Consider the following 19981-nt stretch of genomic DNA (forward strand, 5'->3'; position numbering starts at 1 on the left):
TAATAAATGCCTTTACCCAAACTCCATTATATTTCCCAAGGAAACACCCCCGAAAAGCATTTGCAGAACATTCAAAAAGCATGTACCTATGGTGCGGAATTGGTTCAGCTTCGTATCAAAAATGCATCCGAAGAATCCGTTTTAAAGACAGCACATGAAGCAAGAGCAATTACGGCCTATTTTCAGACCCGGTTGATCATCAACGATTATTATAAAATTGCCAAAGAAGTGAAAGCAGATGGTGTACATCTGGGTCAAACCGATGCAGACCCGGCAATGGTCCGAGAATTCCTAGGAAACGCATTTACCATTGGCGGCACGGCCAATACCCTGGAAGACTGTCAACTATTACAAAAAAAACAAGTGGATTATATTGGATTGGGGCCTTTTAGCTTCACGACAACAAAAAAGAACTTGAGTCCCATTATTCCGCTCAAGGGATACCAAGGAATAGTTAAGGAAATAAACGGAAAAGTACCGATAATTGCCATAGGCGGAATTACCCTAGAGGATGCCCCGGAAATCCTGAAAACCGGAGTATATGGTTTGGCCGTTTCCGGAGAGATTACCAAAGACTTTTCAAAAATTCAGCATTTCCATCGATTATTAAAAGGTTCCAAAGTTCAGGAACAGGTCTGGAATGCCCCAAAAAATTAAATTAGATGAACGATTTTTTACACATAGCCGACAAAACCTTTCACTCCCGATTATTCACCGGCACCGGAAAATTTTCGAGTGTACAGACCATGAAAGAAGCGGTACTTGCATCAGAAAGTGAATTGGTGACAGTTGCCCTCAAAAGGGTAGAAGTAAGCAACCAAGCAGATGATATGCTGGTACACCTAAGCGCCCCAAACCTGCATCTACTGCCCAACACCTCAGGCGTTCGTACGGCAAAAGAGGCAATATTTGCAGCTCAATTGGCCCGTGAAGCCCTTCAAACCAATTGGGTAAAGCTTGAAATACATCCCGACCCCAAGTATTTATTACCGGATCCCATAGAAACCTTGGCGGCAGCAGAAGAGTTGGTAAAACTAGGATTTGTGGTCATGCCTTATATCCATGCGGATCCCGTGCTTTGCAAACGCTTGGAAGAAGTAGGCGTTCAATGCGTCATGCCATTGGGTGCGCCCATTGGTAGTAACAAGGGACTTAAAACTTCAGATTTTCTTGAAATCATCATTGAACAGAGCAACGTACCGGTCGTCGTTGATGCCGGTATTGGCGCTCCATCACATGCGGCACATGCCATGGAATTGGGGGCCGACGCCGTTTTGGTGAACACCGCCATCGCGGTTACACAAAATCCAGTAGAAATGGCAAAAGCCTTTAAAATGGCTGTGGAATCCGGTAGAATGGCCTACCAGGCAAAATTGGCTCCCCAAAGAAAGCATGCCGAGGCCAGCAGTCCATTAACCTCCTTTTTAAACTCCTAATAAATGTCTTTTAGAAATACTTTCGACACATATTCTTGGGACAGCCTTCAAAAGAGTATCTATGAAATTACAGAGCAAGAGGTGACGGCCGTTTTAAGGAAAGAGAAAATCGACCTACAGGATTTTAAAGCGTTGATTTCTCCCGCGGCTGCCCTTTTTTTGGAGGAAATGGCCCAACGAAGTCACGAGCTCACTAAAAAGCGTTTTGGCAATACCATCCAGATGTATCTCCCACTCTATCTGTCCAATGAGTGCCAGAATATCTGTACTTACTGTGGATTTAGCATGACCAATAAAATCCCCAGAAAAACCCTTACTGATCAAGAAATTATTCAAGAAGCGGAACATATTAAAAAGCTAGGCTACGACCATGTGCTGTTGGTGACCGGAGAGGCGAGTAAAAAGGTTGGGGTTTCCTATATTAAAAATGCGATTGAGCTATTGAAACCTTATTTTTCCAATATTTCCATGGAAGTGCAGCCGTTGGACCAAGAAGAATACGAATTATTGGCCAATGCCGGATTGTATGCCGTACTGGTGTATCAAGAAACGTATCATGAGGCCACCTATAAAATGCACCACCCCAAGGGAAAAAAATCGAATTTCAATTATCGGTTGGATACGCCTGACCGATTGGGAAAGGCCGGGATACATAAGATTGGGATTGGGGCGCTCTACGGATTGGAAGATTGGAGAGTGGATAGTTTCTACACCGCACTCCATCTTAAATACTTGCAAAAAACCTATTGGAAAACCAAATACAGCATTTCCTTCCCCAGGTTGCGCCCCCATCAAGGAGAGGTACAACCCAAATTGGAAATGACCGATGCCGATTTGGTGCAGCTTATTTGTGCATACCGACTTCTAGATGAAGATGTAGAACTTTCGATGAGCACGCGTGAAAGTGAAAATTTCCGAAACAACATCATCAAACTGGGCATTACGAGCATTTCCGCGGAAAGTAAGACCAATCCCGGGGGGTATAGTGTAGCGCCACAATCATTGGAACAATTTGAAATTTCCGATGAACGGCCCACCCAAACCATAGCCGATGTCATAAGGAAGCAAGGCTATGAACCCGTTTTTAAGGATTGGGAGGCATTTCAGAAGTAAGTGATTCCGTTAATCAATAATCGCTTTGAGGTATCTTGACTGCGGATGATGGCGTAATCTTGTTCTCTAAGTTAAGAATATGGTCCGCATTTTGTCCATCATCAGAAGGGTTATCAACAGTATTTCCTTTCTTACCTTTTGCATTGCCTTCGCCTTTGGTCTACTGGCCGTGCTTTTGGTCGCTTTTAATCCAGATTTCTTGGATGATTACCCCTCCTTGGCAATCTCGGATGTGGAGAGCATCAAATTCATTTTATCCTTCACTATTGGTGGTATTTTCACCTTGACCATTTTTAGCTATACCATGGTGATGGACGTCCTCAATAGAAGTATTAGCAACTATTCGCCCCGATTGATTCCGTTGATCCTTCGTGAAAAACACCATCAAATAATATTGGGCGTCACTAGTGGAACTATTGTGTATTGCTTGGTGATGGCGGCCTTTATCTCCAGTGATAATCACGACAAATTTCCTTCCGTTGCGGCTCCATTGGCCATTTTAATGGGAATCATTAGTATACTTTTATTTATCTATTTCATTCACAGCGTTTCCCAAACCATTCACGTGAATTATGTTTTACGCAAATCCTTTCTTAATACAAAAAATAGAATACAGCACTTAATAGATCTTCCTTTTGAAAAAATTAGCGAATCCCGCCCTGAAAGTTTTTGGAAGGAACATATTTGCTTTCCGCAATGTGGCTATTTGAACAGTATCCGTACCAAAAAATTAATATCCCTTTCCGAAAAACACGGAATAGAACTAAAGTTGCTAAAAACTATGGGCAACTTTGTTCTAGAGGGAGAACCGGTATTAGCCGTTTCTAAGGAGGTGAAGGATACTATCAGAAAAGAACTGATGCGTTGTATTAGTATTGACAGGGCGGAAGCCATTGAAGTTATTGAAGTTGGTTACAAGCACTTGGTAGAGGTAGGCGTAAAGGCCAGTTCTCCCGCTGTTAACGACCCGGGAACTGCATTGATGTCCATTGATTATCTCACGCAACTCTTTATACATCGAAAAAACATACAGGAATTTTCAGGAATGAAATCAGCTAAAGGCGGTATCCTCTTTTTTAGCTTGGTACCCATAGAAAAACTTATGGAGTTGTGCTTTGCAGAAATGGAACATTTTATGGCTGAGGATCCGATCCTACAACGGAAATTAGCTTGGAGTAAAAAGGTAGTTTCAGTATAATATTATCTTAATTTAAACAAAATTTAAATTAGAGCTTCAATTAATTTTAGTCTTGCTCGGCCCTGGATATTCCATAACTTGTGATGTATTCAAAGTACACAAAAACAATTATGGAAGGGGTTCTGAGACAAGCTAATATTGGTCTTCATTCATTAAAAGCTTTCGAATTCTTTGTGGAGCATCTAAATGATTGGTGGCCAAAAGAATATTCATGGTCTCAGGAAGCCCTCGAAAAAATCTATATGGAGCCTCGCAGGGGAGGACTTTGTACAGAAATAGGGGCCGATGGATTTAGGTGCGATTGGGGTTGCATAAAACAATATAAACCCGGGGAACTATTGAGTTTTTATTGGCAAATTGGACCGGACCGCGAACCTATTCCGCAAAAGACCAAAGCGAGCCTTGTTACCGTCGAATTTTTCAAGAAAGGAAACCACAGGACCGCTTTGGAACTTAGGCATGAACGTTTTGAAAAATATGGAAGCAAAGCAAAATCATATAGGGATGCTATGAATTCCAGTGCCGGTTGGAAATACATCCTGGAGTGTTATTCTACATATTGTTCCGAAAACTTGGAATAGTATCTTCACTTTTCCATTCTTCTTACCACAATCCCCTAATTCATAAAATTTAATAAAGGTTTATTTTGGATTTCTAAAATCCTGAATTAGATTTGCGCAGTTATTTAAAAAAAGTCTAAATAAATATACCTGATAATATGAAAAAGGTTTTTCTGTCAATTCTGGCTTTTAGCACACTTCTCTTAACCTCTTGTAGCTCTGATGACGAAGGAAATAATATAGACCCAATTGCAGCTACCTGCGATGACGGAATTATGAACGGGGACGAGACCGGTGTAGATTGCGGTGGGGCCAATTGTACGCCTTGTGAAACAGCAGTTGAAGCTCCGGAATCCTATAGTTTTGAAAGGGATGGTGCTTCTACGGTCAACTTTTCTGGTCAGACAACAAGATTATTAATGGGCAATGAGATTCTTGCTGCCTTGTCGGACGAGACTTCCACAGATACTAAAATACAGGCCATGTTTGCCCATGCAGAGGGGGAAATGGATTTTGAGGATGCTGATTTAAACGCTTCGGATAAGAACATTCTGTCCAAAACGGCCGCCTCCAAAGACTATTTTTCAGATAATACGGCAGACCAATCCTTGATCAGAAAGGATTTTACGGACTGGATTTCTGCGCAGGTATCAGAGGTGTTCCCTAATTGGAATACGGCCGCTGCGCCTGGCACTGCAGGACAAATTGCAGATGGGGAATCTACCAGATACGTTAACGCCCAAGGATTGGAATACAACCAAGTCTTTAATAAAGGTCTTATTGGCGCCTTAACAGTTGACCAAGCAATCAACAATTATTTAAGTCCTGAAGTATTGGACGAAGGGCAAAACAGGGCGAACAATGATGCCGGTACCGTTGAGGAAGGTAAAAGCTATACCACCATGGAGCATAAATGGGATGAGGCCTATGGATATGTCTATGGGCAAAATGCCGATGCTACCGATCCAAATGCCGATTTAGGTGCTGACAATTTTTTGAACAAGTATATTGGTAGAGTAGAGGGAGATGATAATTTTGCTGGTATTGCCGATGAAATTTTTCAGGCTTTTAAACTGGGTAGGGCTGCCATAGTTGCACAGGATTATGAGGTTCGTGACGCCCAGGCAGAAATTATAAGACAAAAAATATCAGAAGTAATTGGTATACGAGCCGTTTACTACTTACAACAGGGTAAAAATGCCTTGGCCCAGGAAACTCCTAATTATGGAACTGCCTTTCACGACCTTTCTGAAGGTTATGGATTTATTTACAGCTTACAGTTTACCAGAAAGCCAGGAACTACGGAACCTTATTTCTCTAAAGCCGAAGTGGATGCGTTTTTAATGGATATTTTGGATGATGGCGACAATGGACTTTGGGACGTAGCACCAGCCACTTTGGAAACAATTGCTATTGCTATATCGGAAAGATTTGATTTTAGCATGGAAGAAGCTTCCGAGTAGTATTTTCTGACAACCAATATTTTAGACTAAAAAAAGTGACCTAATTGATAAAATTTAGGGTCACTTTTTCTATTTTTGCGCTTAATTGGAATAAATAAAAATAATTTATGAAGAAGGTATGGATTTCGGCACTGTTGGCAGTCCTTATTTGGGCTTGTAGCTCAGATAGTAGTGAAGATCCTATACAAAAGGGCGAGGAAGAACAACCGGCCCCGGTCAGTTTTGAAAGGAAATCCATGTTGATCAACTGGGCAGATAACATCATCATCCCATCCTATGAATCTTTCAGTTCTAGTTTATCGGAATTGCAGACTAATTTTGAGGTCTTTCAGCAAGAACCAACGGAGTCCAATCTCATTAACTTGCGTGCCGCATGGTTATCTTCCTATAAATCTTGGCAACAAGTTTCCATGTTTGAAATTGGACCTGCCGAATCTGTAGGCCTTAGGCTTCAAATGAATATCTACCCCACGGACGCAGAAAAAATTGAAAGCTTTATTGCAGGTGGGACTTACGACCTTTCCCTTTCTTCCAACAGAGATGCCAAAGGCTTTCCTGCGTTGGACTATTTGATTAACGGATTGGGTGAAAATGACGAAGCCATTGTATCCAAATTCAGTGCTACGGATAAAGATGCCATACTTGCCTATATGGGTGATGTTCTACTTAACATGGGTGATTTAACGGAACAAGTGCTAACCGAATGGAAAAGTGGTTATAAGGATACTTTTGTAAATAATGATGGTGCTAGCGCAACAGCCTCCGTAGACCGTTTTGTAAACGATTATATTTTCTACTACGAAAAATTCCTTAGAGCAGGTAAAATGGGGTTTCCCTTGGGCGTATTTACGGGCAATGTATTACCTGAAAATGTAGAGGCCTATTTTAAGGCCGATGTTTCCAATGAGCTGTTTTTAGCCGGGCTCAACGCCTTTCAGGATTTTTTTAACGGCAAACATTTTGGTAAAAATAGCGAAGGTGAAAGTTTGGCTTCCTATTTGGATAATCTCAATGAACTGAAGGACGGGGAAGACCTTTCTGTCCTTATCAACAATCAGATAAACACTGCAAGGGAAAAGGTAAGAGCGTTAACACCATTTAGGGCCGAAATAGAGAACAACAATCCGCCAACCGCTATGTTCAGTGCCTATGATGAAGTGCAACGTGTAGTTCCGTTGTTAAAGGTTGATATGGTTTCTGCCATGAGCATTAGCATCGATTTTGTGGATGCCGATGGCGATTAACCAATGGACTCCTTTAAAAAGAAATATATTTTTAATGCTATAGAGGCCGCCCCTTTGGCGGTCTTTCGCATTTTCTTTGGGCTGATGATGTTGTGGAGCATCATTCGCTTTGTTAGCTACGGTTGGGTAGAAAAACTCTATATAGAACCTAAATTTTTCTTTTCCTATTATGGCTTCGAGTGGGTACAACCTTTGGGGGTATATACCTACGTAATTTTTGCGGTTTGTGCCATTTCCTCCATTCTTATCGCTCTAGGGTATTACTATAGGTGGGCTACCGTTCTCTTTTTTATCAGTTTTACCTATATCGAATTGATGGATAAGACCACGTATCTTAACCATTATTACTTTACAAGTGTATTGGCCTTTCTCATGATATTCTTGCCTGCCAACGCATATTTTGCCATGGATGCCAAAAGAAATCCACAAATAGCATTTCAAAAAATACCTTCATGGACCGTAAATAGTATTAAGCTTCTATTGGGAATAGTGTATGTATATGCCGGACTCGCCAAATTAAATTCCGATTGGCTTCTAAACGCCATGCCCTTAAAGATTTGGTTGCCCTCAAAATTTGATGTCCCATTTCTGGGAAATTTTATGCATCTGGAGTGGGTTGCCTATCTTTTCAGTTGGTTTGGGGCCATTTATGACCTATCCGTTCCCTTCTTATTGCTGTATAAAAGAACGAGGCCTTACGCTTTTGCCGCAGTTGTTATCTTTCATGTACTTACGGGGGTGCTTTTTCCTATTGGAATGTTCCCTTATATCATGATTGTTTCTACCCTTATTTTCTTTGACGCTAGCCTACACCATAGAATACTTCATTTTTTAAATCGGATTTTAAGACTTGGAAAAGCGTCTTTTGATAACGGTTTAACGAAAATTTCCGCTTCGGGACTACAACAAAAAACAATTATGGTGGGTCTCTGTCTATTTTTTATGCTGCAGCTACTGTTCCCTTTTAGATATCTGGCCTATCCGGGTGAATTATTTTGGACAGAAGAAGGGTATCGCTTTTCTTGGCGGGTAATGCTAATGGAAAAGTCCGGTTATTGCCAATTCAAAATAATGGACAATACTTCTGGAAGATGGTTTTATGTTGACAATTCCGATTTTCTAACGCCCTTTCAGGAAAAACAAATGTCTTTTCAACCCGATTTTATTTTGGAATATGCCCATTTTCTAAAAAGGCATTTTGAAGCAGACGGACATCAAAATGTGTCGGTCTTTGTAGATAGTCAGGTAAGCCTGAACGGTAGGTTGAGCAGACCATTTATAGATCCCAAGGTAGACTTGACAAAAGAAAAAGAATCATTTAATCATAAAAATTGGATACTTCCCCTAAACGATGAAATTTCAGGTTTATAGCACACTTTTATTCTTAATTAGTTGTATTCCCGGATGGGGACAGCTATCCATTTCCGGTAAAGTATTGGATGCTACTGGCGAACCCATTGTCAATGCAGAGGTATATCTTAAAGAACTTCAACTTTTAGAGCAAACGGATGGAGGCGGTTCCTATCAATTTCAAAATTTGACGCAAGGTAGCTATACGCTCATTGTTTTTTCCTTGGAGTACGAAGTTTTTGAGAAAGTTGTAAATGTGGAACGGTCCGCAACCGTTGATATCACTTTAGAGCAATTGCAGGCTGAACAACTTTCCGAAGTAGTCCTCACCCAACGAAGGGAACGTATTTTTGCCTTGAAACAATTGAGAAAGGTAGAAGGAACGGCTATTTATGCTGGCAAAAAAAGTGAGGTCGTACTATTGGAAAATATTACAGGAAACTTGGCAGCTAACAATGCCAGACAAGTGTATAGCCAGGTCGTGGGCCTTAATATCTATGATAATGGCGATGCCGGTCTACAGTTAAATATTGGGGGTAGGGGATTGGACCCCAACCGAACGGCAAACTTTAATACACGCCAGAACGGATATGACATTAGTGCCGATGTTTTAGGATATCCCGAAAGCTATTATACGCCACCCGCCGAGGCTCTTCAGGAAATTCAAGTAGTTAGGGGAGCAGCGTCCCTGCAGTACGGAACCCAATTTGGGGGGCTTATCAATTTCAAGTTCAAAGAGCCACATCCCACCAAAAAAATAGAATTGGTAACTAGACAGACATTGGGCTCCAATAATCTTTTTACCAGTTTTAACAGCTTGGGCGGTACTGTGGGTAAATTAAGTTACTATACCTATTTCAACTACAAAAAGGGGGACGGGTTTAGACCGAATTCCGAATTTGAAAGTGAAAATTTCTTTGCCCATATTGGATATCAGCTTACGGAAAAAACCAAGGTAAGCTTGGAAACTACCTATTTGGGTTATTTGGCACAACAACCTGGCGGACTCACCGATGCCCAATTCTATGACGACCCTACCTTTAGCAATAGGGAACGCAACTGGTTCAAAGTTGACTGGAAACTATATTCCCTGAGATTCGACCATCAGTTGGGGAAGAAAACGGAATTGAGCTTCAATATTTTTGGCCTGGATGCCTCCAGAAAGGCGCTAGGGTTTAGGACCAATAGGGTTTCACAAGCAGATAATCTAGAGGAACCCCGGGAACTTTTGACGGATAATTTTAGCAATTGGGGAGCAGAGGTGCGAATGGTAACACGTTATCAACTTTGGGATAGGGAAGGAGCACTTCTTTTGGGAAGCAAGTATTACGATTCTAACAATGACCAGCGTCAAGGACCGGGGACCAACGCTTCAGATGCCGATTTTACCTATGCCGATGACAGTTACCCAAATTATGAAAGACAATCTGAATTTAGGTTCCCCAATAAAAACATTGCCTTTTTTGGAGAAAATATTTTTAACCTTACCGAACGGTTGAGTTTAACTCCAGGATTTAGGTTTGAACATATAAAAACAGGAAGCGAGGGTACTTATAGGAATATTGTCTTGGACTTGGCCGGAAATCCATTACTGAACCAAGAAATACCGGAAAACAGAATTTTGGAACGTTCCTTTCTTCTTTTGGGATTAGGAGTTACCTATGATTTGGGAAAATCCATTGAATTATACGGTAACATTTCAGAAAATTATCGATCGGTAACCTTCAGTGATATACGAGTTTTGAATCCATCCTATCAATTAGACCCCAATAGTTCGGATGAAAGCGGTTTTACGGCAGATTTGGGAATTAGGGGGCGCTACCAGAATCATCTAACATTTGATGTGAGCGGTTTTGCCTTGCGATATGACAATAGATTGGGAGAAATCCTGCAATCAGCTACAAGAACCGATGCAAATGGCAATGAGATTGAAACGGGAAGTATCGTAAGGTTTAGGGGCAATATTGGAACGGCTCTTATGTACGGACTTGAAAGTTTTGCTGATTGGAATGTACAAGAAACCGTATTCCCTTCCTTGACCAAATCGCGTCTTAATTACTTTGTTAATATGGCTATTACAAAATCTAAATATCTTGCCTCAGAAGAAATAAACGTAGAGGGGAATCAGGTAGAATTTATTCCAGATATCAATTTAAAGACCGGAATCAATTTTGGGTACGGAAACCTTTTGGGAAGTCTTCAATACACCTATATAGACGACCAATTTACGGACGCTACCAATGCCCCTCAGGATGTTACCGATAATCAAAGAGGTATAGAAGGGGTCATCCCGACCTATGATATAATGGACTTTTCCCTTTCTTACACCTATAAAAAATGGAAGTTGGAAGCCGGTATCAATAACGTACTTGACAACAGTTACTTTACACGTAGGGCAACTGGATATCCGGGGCCTGGTATCATTCCGGCCGATCCCAGAACTTTTTATACCACCTTGCAATTAAAACTTTAAAACGAAAAAAGCCGACAGAAAATAAATCCTCTTGTCGGCTTTAATTTTGTTTATTCGGGAGCTGATGTTATTCCTCTTCTTCTGCAGTGGCCAAAACATCGGCCATTTCCAATTTTTCATTCAATTCTAAGGATTCCGGAACGGAATCTTTCAATGCATTGAACTTTTCCAATTTTTCTAATTCTTCCTCTTCACCTGTAAAATAAGGGAACACGTCCATAATGGGACTTTCGGTAATGGCCGGTATGGTATAATCGCCCATGGTATCCTTCATCACTTCCACGGTATGGTCATAAGCTTCCTTTACATCATTGGCCTGTACCAATAAATACTGATTGGTCTTTCGTTCCTTGCCACTCTCTTCATCAAAGGCAATCAGGGAAATTTTTGATTTGAACCACCGGTCTGTATTCTCAAAAGGATGAATCTCCGCATAATTGGCCACCTTAATATTGGTAATTTTAATTTCTTCAGTTTCTGCCAAGTAGGCCTGCATTTCTTCGGTAATCCTACTTTCTGCTTCCGTATAGGAAATGGCGTCTACCAAAAAGGGTTCTGTTTTTACCTTAAGCGTTCCGGAAGCCTCGTCCAGTTTTCTATATTTTACTTTGCATTCGTACCAAGTTGCACTCATAATCTTTGTTTTTGGGCTGCCAAAGATAGGAGGAAGCATAGGGCTCAACAGACAAAAATTAGAAATAGATATTCACAATTTCCATCCTAAAATTACTCACGCCTGATTTTGAGATCATTACCTTTTAAAGTAGTTCCTGTTCCTCAAGTGTTTCTTTTAAATCGTCATGATTATCCCAAAAACAGTTTTCAATTTCCTGCAATACCTGTTCATATTCCGGATGCGAAGTAAGGGAATCCATTACCGGGTCTAGTCTCATAAAAAGTATGATCCAATATTGAAAATGGTCCTTAGTGGCAAACTTTTTGTATTGCTCAATGGCCTTATCCAACTGTCCTTCATACACCAATTTTACGGCCATGCTTGCTGGTTGATAAATAGATTCGTCCCTTTCACAATAGGCGGCATAGGATTCAAATAATTTTTTCGCCTCTGCTTCCTGCCCCATTTCCTTGTAGACCCAACTGATCTTTATATCCTCGTGAGGATAAATTTTAAGTCCGTTTGTAACTCTAAATTCATGAAAACGCTTGTAGTAGTGATACGCACTATCATATTTTCTTTGGAAATAATACAGTTTTGCAGTTTCCTGAAGAAGGTCTAATCGCATGGTATCCTTCATCAATTCCCTTTTTATGGAAGTTAGGGTCTTTTCAAGGTCTTTATGTTGGGCATATTGGATATATGCTTTTAAATAAGGTGTATATTCATTTGCTGGATTCTGCTGCAAGGATAAATTGGCAAACTCAAGAGCTTCCTCAATAAAACCTGATTGTGCCAAGGCATTACTAAGATTGAGATAAATATAACTTTTGGCAATGGAATCATTGGCGGCAATATCCAATTGAATTCCTTTAAGTGCGTTTTCCAAATATTTTCCTGTATTGGGTATATAACCGGAATAAAGAGCCGATAGCAACTGTACTACAGAAGAAGAATTGGGATTATATTCCAAGGCTTTCTGCAAATGGGGCACGGCCAATCGATAATCTCCCGTATGCTGATAATACAAGGCTTTGGCGATGAGGCTTTCTGTAAGCTTGGAATCATACAGCAGTGCTTTGTCCGCATTGTTATTAATTTGCTCCGTATACTGTTTTTCCCTTTTATGTTGATCCAAATAAAAATAGGCAATGGCCAAATTTGCATAGGCCAAAGCAAATTGCGAATCTTCTTCCAAGGCCTTTTTATAAAGAGGAATAGCCGCCTCCAAACCCGCTTTGCTACTTTTACTTACTTGCTCTTGGGCCTGTAAAAAGTAATCATAGGCAACTAGGTTTTCGGTAGGTTTTTTATCAATTCGGGCTATTTCCAAGGGGGTGACCTTCGCCTTAATGGCATCCGCTATTTTTTTGGCAACTTCATTCTGTAAGGCAAAAATATCCTCGAGCTCGTGCGTATACTGTTCTCCCCAAATTCTGGAATCCGTAGTGGCATCTATCAGTTGAATATTCAATAGCACTTGGTTACCCATTTTTTGACCACTACCTTCCACCACATAGCTCACGTTCAATTCTTTGGCAATTTCACCAATGTTCTGCTGTGTATTTCGATATTTTTCTACGGATGTTCTACTGATAACCCGTAAATCCTCAATTTTTTGGAGGTTGCCTAACGATGCCTCCATTAATCCGTTAACAAAATAGAGGTTGCTAGCGTCGTTACTTTCATTTTTGAAAGGCAGTACCGCAATGGATTTTTCAACTTCAGAGATTAAAGGTATCTGAGAATCCTCCGTATTTCCTCTTGAATAAAAGAAATAGATGACACCGAAGAATATGGGAATACCGGCCATTAAAAGCCATTTATTTTTCTTTAATGAAGAAGGTTGATGAACTATTTCTTTGGATGTTGATAGTAGTTCGGTTGTTCCTTTTCCAACCTCACCGGGAGGATAGCCATATAATTCCCTAAAGCACTTAATAAAATAGGAACTACTGCCAAATCCCACTTGGTAGGATACCTCGGAGACGGTAAGTTCCGATTCCTTAAGCAGCTCCATAGCTTCCTCCAACCTTGTTTTTCGTATAAACTGGCTAGCCGAAAGTGCGGTATGCTTTTTACATTTTCTAAGAAGATTGGACCGGCTCATGTGCATGGCTTCGGCCAATTCAGAAACCCCAAAGTTCTCATTGGACAAATGCTCTAGGATTATTGCCTTTGCCTGTTCGGTAAATTTTAGCCCTGTCGGTTGGTCTTGCATGCTGGTTATTTGCTAGTTGGGGGCATCATTACAGCAAATATAAACCATTCCTTTTCTTCATAAAAATGCGGGTCTTGCCGCATAATTTATATGCCTGCGCCATAATTTATAAAGGCTCCGCAGGGCTTATATACTTGGCATCATAGCTAATTGGTGCTGCATCACCGTTTGCGGCACCTTTGTTCTGTAAAATTAATCGTAAAACATTTTAAAAATTTAATTATGAGAAATCCCGTAAACAAACCCGCAAAACAATTTAGTTATGTACTCTTGATCATTGCTGTTTTTATGGCTGCTTGTGGAGAGTCCAATGTAAAGACCAAAAACCAAGAAACAGCTCAGAAAGTGCTTCAGACCCCGGACATGCCTCTTATTCAAGCGGTAGTTACCGGTAATTTGGAAGTTGTTCGCCAACATATAGAAGCAGGTACGGATCTTAACGAGAAGGATGCCTTAAGCGGAGCGACCCCTTTAATGTCTTCCATTACGTTTGACCATCTCGAAATTTCATCCGCCTTGGTAGACGCCGGAGCCGATTTAGAAATAACCAACAATGATGGGTCTACCGCCCTGCACGTAGCCGCATTTTTTGGTAGGGTAGAGGCCGTACAACTGCTATTGGATGCCAAGGCCGATAAGACCGTTAAAAATAATTACGGCGCCACGGCAAGGGAAAGTGTATTGGTACCATTTGAGGATATGAAACCCATTTACGAAATGATGCAACTGCAGTTGGGTTCTCTAGGACTTCAATTGGATATGACCGAACTGGAAAAAACACGTCCTGTCATCGCCATCATGTTACAATAATCACGCACTTAAAAAACAACGAATTATGAAAGCTGCCAGACATTACGATATAGACGCCCTTAGGGTCCTAACCATAGCCTTGCTATTGATTTACCATATTGCCATTGTGTTTCAACCATGGGCCTTGTTCGTGGGCTTCATTAAAAGTGACGTTTCTTGGGAAAGTCTTTGGGTACCCATGAGTTTATTGAATGTTTGGCGAATTCCCATTCTATTTTTTGTCTCCGGTATGGGGGTGTATTTCGCCATGCGCAAACGCTCTTGGAAAACCCTGATAGGGGAGCGCGTGCAACGGATCTTGATTCCCTTTCTGTTCGGGATTTTTGCCATTGCTCCCTTACATATCTTTGTGTTTCAGAAATTTTATGAGCAATCCCTTACTTATTATGCCCATATGGGGCACTTATGGTTCTTAGGAAACATTTTTGTCTATGTCGCGTGCTTTCTGCCTATTTTCTATGTTCTTAAGAGGAGGGAAGGAGGCACTTTTAAAAGGAGGGTGGTTCAATTGATGTCACAACCGGTAGGACCCTTGGTCATTGCCCTATTATTTATGTTGGAAGCATTACTTGTAAAACCTCAGATCTATTCACTTTACGCCCAAACCTGGCACGGATTCTTTTTAGGGGCATTGGCTTTTTTCTTTGGATATCTTTTAATGTATTGTGGACCTACCTTCTGGAAAACGGTAGGGAAATGGAAGTGGATGTATCTTTTGTTGGGCCTTGTATTGTTTACCCTTCGGTATGTATATTATCAGCTTGAAGCCCCGGGCTATTTGATGGCATTAGAGTCTATCAACTGGATTTTTGGGGTATTTGGATTGTGCCACCAATTTTTAAACAAGCCAAGTAAACTATTGTCATATGCAAGCGAAGCCGCCTATCCCGTTTATATTATTCATATGGTGGTGTTGTACCTAGGTTGCCTTTGGATTTTGCCCTTACCAGTTCCGGTATACCTACAGTTTGTCCTATTGGTCGTCATTACTTTTGGGGGGTGCTACGCTATCTATGAATTTTTGATAAAAAGAATATGGTTTTTAAGACCGCTATTTGGGCTTAAATTAGACCGAAAACAGGGACTGAAATCTACAAAAATCATTTCGCAAAACAGCTAATGTTTGATAAGGGCATTCTCCTAGAATGCCCTTTTATTTTTAGGTACTCTTGCGATTTACTTTTTGGATTAGGACAATAATCGCTATGACACCCAGAATTACCATAAGGGCAAAGGCTCCAATTCCCATTACTTTCCCTACACCAAAACCAATATTTCCGGCAGTAGACCACATATTTTCATTGATAAAAATTAAATAGCCCAATTTTTGGTCAAGCTTTAACATGTCCTGATAATAACTTTTAAAATCGGATGCCGGTACATGATCATCCTGATTTTTATAATAGTAATCCAATGTTATTTTACGGGCACTTCTATCATACTGCGAAGAAAAATCATAGTAGAAATAATCCGAATTTATGGTGGCCGATTCCGGTTGAACATCCAACAACTGGGGAATATGTACCTCCACATGTTGCTTTCTGGACATAGGATGAAGTAGGGCATAGGGCGATTGCCTTTCCAATTGTGTTGGTAAGACCAAGGCATCGGTTAACAAAGTTGGGAAAATGGCCAAGTTGAGCTGACCTTCATTTTCTACGGATGGCCTCCAAATAGAATCTATTTGGTAACGTTCCAAAAGGTGTATTTCGTTTTTGACGGAATCATCTACAAAAACAGGGGCATCAAGAGCCGTTACTTGTCCATATTTTTCCGTGTAATATCTTAGAAACTCCTTTTCAATTAATTCCTTATTGTTGTTCTTTAGAATGGATCGCATAAAATCGGCCTCGCCTTCCAAATAAATAGAACGGATTTCCAGTTCAGCCCCTTTGTTAGTCTCCTCCAAAGTAAATGTATTGAAAACCTCTACCAAGTTATTGGCAAAGGAGGTAATGGTATCCAAACTTTGAAGTTGCTTATCCAATACCAATCCATAGCGGTAATTGGGCATGTAAATTTTGTCATAGGTACCACCCTGATCAGTTAAAGTAGCATCATACCAAAGTATATTCTCCTTGCCATCTATCACTTTAACGATACAATGGTCAAAGACCTTGGAAGAGGGAGGGAGGTTGATCAATTCCTTTCCAAGGGCAGAGTTGACCAGTACGGGATAGGCTTCTATACCCATAGCGTTCAACATGGTTACCAATAAAACACTCTTATCCTTACAATCACCAAAACGTTGCTCTAATACTTTGTTGGGCGCATTGGGTTTGTATCCGCCAATACCGGAATGAAGGCCCAAATACCGTACTTCATTTTGCACAAAGGAAAGGGCTGCTTTTATACGCTTGCCTTCCGAAGTATGGGTATTTTTAATATTTTCAATAATCTCTAATAGTTCCCCGCTAGCCGTTTCCTGAATTTGAAACACATTAACGCCCCAATCGATTACCTCAGACCAGGTATTGTATTCACTAACGATGACCATTTCATTTTGTATGAACCAACTTGGCATCTGCTCTTCCATCATTAAGGCCGGAACATCTTCTTGCGCCCAGGTATAACGGTGTATACCATTAGATTGTGAATGCGATACTTCTAAGCTGGTATTAATAGTTTGGTGATGAAGCGGTTTTTTTGAAAAGATATGTACCGAAATAGCATCTATAAATGAGGTGGAATTAAGAACAAAACTACTGGAAAACTTTCCTTTTTGAATAGGATTGAACCCTTTGATACTATAGCTGTATTCCACCAAATCATTGAGGCGCACATCTGGAATGTTCACAAAGGCCGAAATAGTACCGTCATAAATAAAATTTTCGGCATTGGTCTCCATCCGGGCGGTCTGTATGTCCCTTTGGGACAATTTGTTGATTTCTTTCCCGTTGCGGATTACCTTAATCGAGTGGAAGCTTAATTTCTGGTACGTAGGGTCATAATTGGCGGAAATGGTAGAAACATTTTGAATTCCACTGTATTCCACTACTTTAGAAACTCCTTTTACGAAGCTTTCCTCCAAATCTACATGTACTTGTTCTGTGTACAATAACAGCTGAACGCCCCCGTCTACGCCATTTTCCGGTAAGTTGTTGTCCAATTTATAATTTTCTTGAACCACCCATGACGGTTCTTTGGTAATGGATACCTGACCAAAAAGAAAAGTTGCCGAAAATAGCGAAAGAACAAAGGAGACAGAAAACTTCATATTTCAAACGTTTTAGTAAAAGGGGTACTGTAGGAATTTTTAGTAAAGCAAAAGAAGAATCTTTAGATGTCCTTACAAAACACTTTAGACCAACTGTGAAAGAATTGGGATATAAACCTATGGCTGCAAGAGCGACCACAATAATACGGGACTTCATTAATAGAAGTAGAATCAATTATTTGTTTTACAACTAACCGTTGATATAACCGTAGTTGAAGACATCCAATACTATTCTCTGGACAACCCATAAAAAAACGGGCGATGTTACATCGCCCGTTTTTGTTTCTTATTGGTAGAAGTTGTAATGATTAATCGGCGTTGGAGCCAATGTTGGCATAGGCAACAATCACGTCAAGATCTTCATCAGAGGAAGAAATGCTAACGTGCCCGTTGAACTTGAGCAATCCATCAAAATCGATGGCTGTACCGTTATCTAAGGAATTGAAAGGTATTTTTGAATAATGTGGAACAGGTTGTCAAATATTCTATTTGACATAATATAAATTATAGTTCAAATATATGGTGTGCAGTTTCCGTATAGCTGTGCTATTTTGTATAATTGTAGATATGATTGCCTTTAGGCTCATATTGTCAACAATTATGTAAAAGGAAACCAACTCGTCATTCTCAAACTAGGTTTTTCCAGTCCTAAACTATACTTACTTTATTAATTGGTGTTGCGAGGTACAATTTATGGGTAACAATAATTTGCTCCCGATAACCATCGGGATAAAATAGCCGCTCGCTCCCGATACCTATCGGGACTCGATTGCTTTTTAAAAAGTAAATGCTTTTCCAGCCGCATCATCTCGCAGCTTCATAAAATTGATTCTCAATCAATTTTATTCACTCGTATTTTAAACACAATTTGCCAACGCTTGGCCAGCGCCATTAAAAGCTCAGCTTTTCGTATTTATAGAAACCTTTGGTTTAATTGGAAATATAGAGAAGAAAAATTTCAAGGGCTTTTCGTCAGCTTGTCGCAAAAGCTTAAAATTTCTCTACGAGTAAATTTCTAAGCACTTGCTCACACACTCCCCTGATTTGAATTCTCTTTTTGAAACCCATAACATTATGTCAAATAGAATTTCCACATTGTAACGAGCAAAGTTTTCATTTATCTTTTTTTCTTGATAAAAAAAGAAACAAAAAAATCAAGGCTTACAGATAATTTTAGAAACAATGTACGGCTCAGTCGCTATATTCTAGAAAGCATTCCAACTCTTAAGACCGCTTTGAACTACTTGAAGGATTATTTGGTCAACAAGCTGTATTGCGAACCCTCTAGAATATGGCCGCTCCCTCGCCTATTGTTTTGCTAAAATTCTCTTAGGCCCAGAACCTATTTAACAAAATTCTTAGGTAACATTCTTAATTTCTCAACTTTTAATATCCCAAGTTTTATATCTTCTTTTCGTCCAGATTGAAAACTTGTAAACCCAGGTCTTGCTTCCATTTTTCTTGATGGATGATGATAGGCAGACAAAATTCCTGTTATCAAAAATTGTAAACCCATATGGCATTCTTCTTCTGAAGCATGATTGAAACCCACGTATTTTGCGCTTTTATCAAATTCCTTTTCGTCATCGTCATTAGGCCTTCGTTTAAATATTGTAAACTCGTCAAGACAGATTATTTGCCCAATGCATTGATCAAAAGTTAGTGCTTTATGTGTGTCAACTATTCTTTGATAAACCCATTTGCAACGTTCTTCAAAGCTCTTCTTAATTTTTATTTTATTTGAAAAAGAGACGATACTAGTCGATGGGCCTCTTACAATTTTCTTATCTCTGTTTTTAAAAACACATAGCTGCGCTGCATCAACTAAATTTTGTAATTCCTTATTTAACTGATTCTCATAAAGATTTTTCTTTACAGAAATAATACTAATAACTCCCTCAGGCGGAACGATTACAAATTCTTCAAAACGTTCGTATATAGGGTAATTCGTTGAATCATATACAATTATGTCTATTTGAGTTGAATGTTGGTCTTCCTCTACTTGCCTTCTTTCTCTATCATGATCTCCAACTTTTACAGCTGGACGAATAATAAAACCTGATAAGGCCTCAAGTTCCTTGGGTAAATGCTTATTTAAAAAAGCCCTTATCAAACTTTCAATATGTCTTCCTTCCTCACCTGTATGAGCCGCACCACTATTATTTTCTGAAGGAATTAAGCTTTCAATATTTCTATATGTCGACAATAAAGATCTACACTCATTATTAAAAAAGTCCCTTATTCTTTGACCCTTGTTTGATAAACCCTTGTTTGACATAC

15 protein-coding genes are annotated in these 19981 nt (G+C 40.0%); 11 read left to right on the forward strand and 4 right to left on the reverse strand.

Translation table 11 applies throughout. The features are described from left to right. Nucleotides 1–6: 6 nt before the first annotated feature. The 9 genes from thiE to BIZ36_RS07505 all read left to right on the forward strand — a co-directional run bounded on the left by thiE (nucleotide 7) and on the right by BIZ36_RS07505 (nucleotide 10837). Nucleotides 7–657 (forward strand): thiamine phosphate synthase, encoded by a 651-nt coding sequence (gene thiE / locus BIZ36_RS07465; protein ID WP_187457261.1) that lies wholly within the window; start codon nucleotides 7–9, stop codon nucleotides 655–657. A 5-nt stretch (nucleotides 658–662) separates the two neighbouring features. Beyond that, entirely contained in the window at nucleotides 663–1436 is a 774-nt protein-coding gene (locus BIZ36_RS07470) for a thiazole synthase (protein ID WP_187457262.1), read from the forward strand. Nucleotides 1437–1439: 3 nt separating this feature from the next. Continuing rightward, nucleotides 1440–2549, forward strand: a complete 1110-nt coding sequence (gene thiH, locus BIZ36_RS07475; protein ID WP_187457263.1) for a 2-iminoacetate synthase ThiH — start codon at nucleotides 1440–1442, stop codon at nucleotides 2547–2549. 79 nt (nucleotides 2550–2628) lie between these two features. Then, a complete protein-coding gene (locus BIZ36_RS07480) occupies nucleotides 2629–3747 on the forward strand; it encodes a DUF2254 domain-containing protein (protein ID WP_187457264.1) in 1119 nt (372 codons plus the stop codon). A gap of 110 nt (nucleotides 3748–3857) precedes the next feature. After that, nucleotides 3858–4328: an SRPBCC family protein gene (locus BIZ36_RS07485; RefSeq protein WP_187457265.1), complete on the forward strand. Its 471-nt coding sequence runs from the start codon at nucleotides 3858–3860 to the stop codon at nucleotides 4326–4328. Nucleotides 4329–4465: 137 nt separating this feature from the next. After that, nucleotides 4466–5770 (forward strand): DUF4856 domain-containing protein, encoded by a 1305-nt coding sequence (locus BIZ36_RS07490; protein ID WP_187457266.1) that lies wholly within the window; start codon nucleotides 4466–4468, stop codon nucleotides 5768–5770. Nucleotides 5771–5877: 107 nt separating this feature from the next. Next, a complete protein-coding gene (locus BIZ36_RS07495) occupies nucleotides 5878–7014 on the forward strand; it encodes an imelysin family protein (RefSeq protein ID WP_187457267.1) in 1137 nt (378 codons plus the stop codon). A gap of 3 nt (nucleotides 7015–7017) precedes the next feature. Continuing rightward, complete coding sequence (locus tag BIZ36_RS07500; RefSeq protein WP_187457268.1) at nucleotides 7018–8385, forward strand: HTTM domain-containing protein; 1368 nt, start codon at nucleotides 7018–7020, stop codon at nucleotides 8383–8385. Next, on the forward strand, nucleotides 8366–10837 hold the full coding sequence (locus BIZ36_RS07505) for a TonB-dependent receptor (protein ID WP_187457269.1): 2472 nt from the start codon (nucleotides 8366–8368) through the stop codon (nucleotides 10835–10837). Before BIZ36_RS07500 ends, BIZ36_RS07505 begins: the two co-directional genes overlap by 20 nt. Before the next feature lie 67 nt (nucleotides 10838–10904). Here BIZ36_RS07505 and BIZ36_RS07510 read toward each other — a convergent pair whose 3' ends face one another. Both BIZ36_RS07510 and BIZ36_RS07515 read right to left on the reverse strand, forming a co-directional pair. Next, a complete protein-coding gene (locus BIZ36_RS07510; RefSeq protein ID WP_187457270.1) occupies nucleotides 10905–11471 on the reverse strand; it encodes a DUF4494 domain-containing protein in 567 nt (188 codons plus the stop codon). 124 nt (nucleotides 11472–11595) lie between these two features. After that, the gene (locus tag BIZ36_RS07515) at nucleotides 11596–13674 is read right to left on the reverse strand and encodes a helix-turn-helix domain-containing protein (protein WP_187457271.1); all 2079 of its coding nucleotides are present in this window, start codon (nucleotides 13672–13674) and stop codon (nucleotides 11596–11598) included. A gap of 222 nt (nucleotides 13675–13896) precedes the next feature. Between BIZ36_RS07515 and BIZ36_RS07520 the strand changes: the two genes are divergently transcribed. Together BIZ36_RS07520 and BIZ36_RS07525 are read left to right on the forward strand one after the other, a co-directional pair. Beyond that, nucleotides 13897–14484, forward strand: coding sequence for an ankyrin repeat domain-containing protein (locus BIZ36_RS07520; protein WP_286174649.1), 588 nt, complete (start codon nucleotides 13897–13899; stop codon nucleotides 14482–14484). Nucleotides 14485–14509: 25 nt separating this feature from the next. Further along, on the forward strand, nucleotides 14510–15604 hold the full coding sequence (locus BIZ36_RS07525) for an acyltransferase family protein (protein ID WP_187457272.1): 1095 nt from the start codon (nucleotides 14510–14512) through the stop codon (nucleotides 15602–15604). A gap of 39 nt (nucleotides 15605–15643) precedes the next feature. Here BIZ36_RS07525 and BIZ36_RS07530 read toward each other — a convergent pair whose 3' ends face one another. Both BIZ36_RS07530 and BIZ36_RS07535 read right to left on the reverse strand, forming a co-directional pair. Beyond that, the gene (locus BIZ36_RS07530; protein ID WP_187457273.1) at nucleotides 15644–17701 is read right to left on the reverse strand and encodes a DUF3857 domain-containing transglutaminase family protein; all 2058 of its coding nucleotides are present in this window, start codon (nucleotides 17699–17701) and stop codon (nucleotides 15644–15646) included. 1342 nt (nucleotides 17702–19043) lie between these two features. After that, nucleotides 19044–19979 (reverse strand): DUF6602 domain-containing protein, encoded by a 936-nt coding sequence (locus BIZ36_RS07535; RefSeq protein ID WP_187457274.1) that lies wholly within the window; start codon nucleotides 19977–19979, stop codon nucleotides 19044–19046. Nucleotides 19980–19981: the final 2 nt, after the last annotated feature.

This window comes from Cytophaga sp. FL35, assembly GCF_014349235.1.
Lineage (GTDB): Bacteria > Bacteroidota > Bacteroidia > Flavobacteriales > Flavobacteriaceae > Euzebyella.

What these genes read in the sequence shown, in the direction of transcription:
- BIZ36_RS07495 (WP_187457267.1), top strand. Translation starts at nt 5,878, where the DNA reads ATGAAGAAGGTATGGATTTCGGCACTGTTGGCAGTCCTTATTTGGGCT.
- BIZ36_RS07535 (WP_187457274.1), bottom strand. Translation starts at nt 19,979, where the DNA reads ATGTCAAACAAGGGTTTATCAAACAAGGGTCAAAGAATAAGGGACTTT.
- thiH (WP_187457263.1), top strand. Translation starts at nt 1,440, where the DNA reads ATGTCTTTTAGAAATACTTTCGACACATATTCTTGGGACAGCCTTCAA.
- BIZ36_RS07470 (WP_187457262.1), top strand. Translation starts at nt 663, where the DNA reads ATGAACGATTTTTTACACATAGCCGACAAAACCTTTCACTCCCGATTA.
- BIZ36_RS07485 (WP_187457265.1), top strand. Translation starts at nt 3,858, where the DNA reads ATGGAAGGGGTTCTGAGACAAGCTAATATTGGTCTTCATTCATTAAAA.
- BIZ36_RS07515 (WP_187457271.1), bottom strand. Translation starts at nt 13,674, where the DNA reads ATGCAAGACCAACCGACAGGGCTAAAATTTACCGAACAGGCAAAGGCA.
- BIZ36_RS07490 (WP_187457266.1), top strand. Translation starts at nt 4,466, where the DNA reads ATGAAAAAGGTTTTTCTGTCAATTCTGGCTTTTAGCACACTTCTCTTA.
- BIZ36_RS07525 (WP_187457272.1), top strand. Translation starts at nt 14,510, where the DNA reads ATGAAAGCTGCCAGACATTACGATATAGACGCCCTTAGGGTCCTAACC.
- BIZ36_RS07505 (WP_187457269.1), top strand. Translation starts at nt 8,366, where the DNA reads ATGAAATTTCAGGTTTATAGCACACTTTTATTCTTAATTAGTTGTATT.
- thiE (WP_187457261.1), top strand. Translation starts at nt 7, where the DNA reads ATGCCTTTACCCAAACTCCATTATATTTCCCAAGGAAACACCCCCGAA.
- BIZ36_RS07500 (WP_187457268.1), top strand. Translation starts at nt 7,018, where the DNA reads ATGGACTCCTTTAAAAAGAAATATATTTTTAATGCTATAGAGGCCGCC.
- BIZ36_RS07530 (WP_187457273.1), bottom strand. Translation starts at nt 17,701, where the DNA reads ATGAAGTTTTCTGTCTCCTTTGTTCTTTCGCTATTTTCGGCAACTTTT.
- BIZ36_RS07480 (WP_187457264.1), top strand. Translation starts at nt 2,629, where the DNA reads ATGGTCCGCATTTTGTCCATCATCAGAAGGGTTATCAACAGTATTTCC.
- BIZ36_RS07520 (WP_286174649.1), top strand. Translation starts at nt 13,897, where the DNA reads ATGAGAAATCCCGTAAACAAACCCGCAAAACAATTTAGTTATGTACTC.
- BIZ36_RS07510 (WP_187457270.1), bottom strand. Translation starts at nt 11,471, where the DNA reads ATGAGTGCAACTTGGTACGAATGCAAAGTAAAATATAGAAAACTGGAC.